The 3,270-nt window shown below is 56.2% G+C and carries 3 protein-coding genes and 1 tRNA gene; 2 read left to right on the forward strand and 2 right to left on the reverse strand.

Annotation, left to right across the window (positions count from 1 at the left end):
- Nucleotides 1-126 precede the first annotated feature (126 nt).
- Complete coding sequence (locus tag ACXJKO_RS30820) at nucleotides 127-375, reverse strand: hypothetical protein (protein WP_457094817.1); 249 nt, start codon at nucleotides 373-375, stop codon at nucleotides 127-129.
- A 710-nt stretch (nucleotides 376-1,085) separates the two neighbouring features.
- Between ACXJKO_RS30820 and ACXJKO_RS30825 the strand changes: the two genes are divergently transcribed.
- A complete protein-coding gene (locus ACXJKO_RS30825) occupies nucleotides 1,086-1,388 on the forward strand; it encodes a hypothetical protein (protein WP_457094818.1) in 303 nt (100 codons plus the stop codon).
- 619 nt (nucleotides 1,389-2,007) lie between these two features.
- Here the strand turns inward: ACXJKO_RS30825 and ACXJKO_RS30830 are convergent.
- Nucleotides 2,008-2,084 (reverse strand) — tRNA-Trp (locus tag ACXJKO_RS30830).
- A gap of 976 nt (nucleotides 2,085-3,060) precedes the next feature.
- Here ACXJKO_RS30830 and ACXJKO_RS30835 point away from each other — a divergent pair.
- Nucleotides 3,061-3,270: hypothetical protein (locus ACXJKO_RS30835; RefSeq protein WP_457094819.1), on the forward strand; the 210-nt coding region annotated here is incomplete at its 3' end.

Raw genomic sequence — 3,270 nt, forward strand, 5'->3', positions numbered from 1 at the left:
ATATTCACCCGCTGCCTAGCTCATGCAGCCCCACCCGCGATCATGGGTAAATAGGAGCGCGGGCAGAAGCGCTATGGCACGAGAGGCTGAGAGGAGGCTCCTTGAAGGAGCCTCCTCGTCTCTCGGTCAAATCAGCAGCTCATAGACGCCTCTCACGACATCTAYGTGCGCCTCCAGGCGCGCCTCCAGCGTCGAGGCGTTCTGTAAGGCATAATCATGCTCGTAGAATACTTGGTCGTATTGATCGACCGGGGGCGGATTGGGGGGAGAGGAGGCTGTTCCATCCTCGACGCCCGCTGAATAATCCAGCCCACCGTAGAAGCCGTAATACAATCCGTTGTCGCCGAGATGAAAAAATTTCGGATTCGGAAGCATGTCATCTCCTCCGCAAATCTTGTGAGGGAATGGACATACTTGCCGCCAACTTTGTCAAAAAACTGGGCAGAGCCAGGACTGGAGTGTGGCAGGGAAGGGTGAAGAGAGGGTTGCTATAGGTATGGAGAATCCCTCCGATTAAAATGCATCATGGATCCACGCAAATTCATATATAAAATCGATCTAAGCGAACCTCTCGGCAAAGGGGCGGCTCTCCCGGCCAGGCGCCATTTTGAGAAGGTCACAGACGAAGGCTCATGGAAAAATGAAAGTCGGAGACTGCTTTCCTCAGATGAGATTGATGAGGGGACGCGAGCTTTCTTCCATGAACAATGGATAGTCGCAGGCCACCGAATGAGAGAGCAGCTAGGAGACGACAACCAGCTCCTTCGCATGGGTCGTCCTTCGCATAATCCCAGACGCAGTGAATGGACTTGCCGGTTGGCCCGGTGAGGCTTTCATCCCGCCATACATTTTGGCGACCTTGCGCAGTCCGCGCATACCGCTCTCGAAGGGGACAAGTGCGTGAGCTCTGGCGTGCTGCACCGCTCTAATGAGGCCGTGAATCACGGGGATATCGGTACCATCCCTCTTTTGGCGTATGCATCGGGAAACTCGTCTTATGCGTTTCCTGAACTAGTCCGCCTGACACAACTGGGGAGCTCCACGGCCCCCAGCTCCTCGGGTCAGTCACACGAAAGGTACCAACCATGAAAAGCCTTGTTCTCGTCCTGGCACTTGCAGCCACTCCCGCAGCAGCACAGGGCGAGCGCGTTACGCTTCACAGCCTTCACGTCCTTTGCTCGACAGCGGCCACGGCAAACCACCTGAGCGAGCTGCGCGGCAACAACAGCGCTTGGACGGCACAGGTCAAATCGGAAACCGCGCAGAAGCACTGCACGATCCTGCCAACGGCTACGAACGTGTGGGTGGAGAGCCGCTCCGGGGCGCTGGCATGTGTCAAAGGCGATGACATGCCAAGCTGCGGATGGACCGTGCTCGATGCAATCTGATAGCTCCGTAAGTCGAAGGAGGGAATATCAATCTCCCTCATTCCCCTCCCTCCCTGTCCTGAGAGGGCGAGGAACTCGGCCTCCTTGGCGCGCAAGCTGCCTGAAACGCATACGCCCGCCGAGAAGCGGGCGAGGTCAGTTGCTGCAATACGCCCCCATAGGCAGTTTGGCCTAACACTTCAGAGGTGCATCGCACACCGTTGCAGCACCTCGTGCAAATCAGATACTGCGAACCTTGCCGTGGGGGCAATACGGTACAAAGGCCGCAGACTGGGATCATCAGAGTCTTGGCACGGCCCTTTTCCATGTGCCAGTCAGCGACCTTCGTCATGCCAGGGGTATGGCAGGGACGGGCGAGGAGAGGGGTGAGAGCAACAGACTGCCAAAAAAAAAGCGCCCCCCAGACAGGCGGGCGCTTAGGTACGGTCCGCAGGGGGCAGATAACGGGACCGGGATCGTTGAACTTCAACGGCTGGAGAATGGTTCAGAGACCCGCTGCGCTCTTTCGAGTTAACCACCAGCCTGTTCATTCCCTCCTGGTGGAGAGAGGCTTGACGGTTGTCGCCGCGAAGAACTCGCGAATATGAATCAAGCATATATGGATTATTCGGGAGTAAATTGGCAGGGGTGGCACGATTCGAACGTACGTTTGAGGATTGGATCCCTCAAAAGCTCTGCCAAATGAGCTGCACCCCTGTATTGCCATAAATAATAGCCTACGTTCACAGGCCTGCAAGTTATCCCTGAGGGAGTTTTCTGGCAAAAAGGGGTGATATTCACGGTAGAGAGGTGGAGGAGCTTGGCTATAGCCTCGACTCTGCGACTAGGTTCGACGGGTCTCGCGCTCCGGGGAGTGGAGCGACGGAGGTCACAAAATCCCTCATGTCAATTCTCCTTCAAGGGAGGGCAGAGAAGGGGTGGAGAGAGCTTTGGCTATCGTTTCGACGATGCCTCGCTTAGCCCCGGTCTCGATGGCAAGGAGTGGCATCAGACGACGACGACCCGCAGCCGCTTGTTGTCGGCCTCCGCCTGCTCATAAAGTGCCCGCCATTCGGACGCTGACTTCTGCCAATATTCCTTGTGCGTACCCATCTACTCCCTCCATGTCATGAGAGGGGCGGGAAGGGAGGATTCTTTGTTCGACGATGCTACTCGCCTTTGCAGCTTGGCAGTGAGGCGCATGCAAGACGCAAACTCGCTATTCTAGAGAGTGCCTTGAAGTGATGTCGCTTAGGTAGGACGTCTCAGCTGCTTCGCAACGGATGGCGCCAGTAAAGCTTCGCCCATGATCGAAGACCACGAACAAAGAATTTCCACCTGAGTTGAAAGGAGTTTCTTGTCTCTTGGGCGCTCGATCCCGCTTACATGCCTAGCGCCCTAGGCGCTTGATATTCGCTCTGACCCTCCTGCGATATCCCCTGACCACCTTATGCGGCGTTCCGCCCATGGCAACGGTGGTGGCCGCTTCGCCGAAGGCTGCTACCTTCTCCGTGACCATTCTGAGGTTTTCGGCTGGCGATCCTTGGCCTAGTGACATCTGAGACATGCGAGTCCAGACCACGCTTTGGGACTCAAGCCCAAGCATTGCGGTCTCAAAACCTAATCGAATCCAGGAGGGGAACATCTGATAACTCTAAATGGGGTGGTAATCGTTAACTTGGGGCAGCCTTAAATGATCCCGCGCCGCTTGTATCGCGCCGGCATCCATTCCTCCCTTCCCCGATTGGACAGGAAGGCGTTCAAGCACTCGATCAAATTTCGCGAAGTGAGTGCGGAACCGTCATTTGCCAAACAGCTTGGTTTATACTGGCAATTGGCCAGATCCTCTCGCGACCTCTCGACGCTTCGCAGAAGCGCCCAAGCCGCTCAGTGTCAGGGAGGG

The organism is Microvirga sp. P5_D2, from assembly GCF_054049475.1.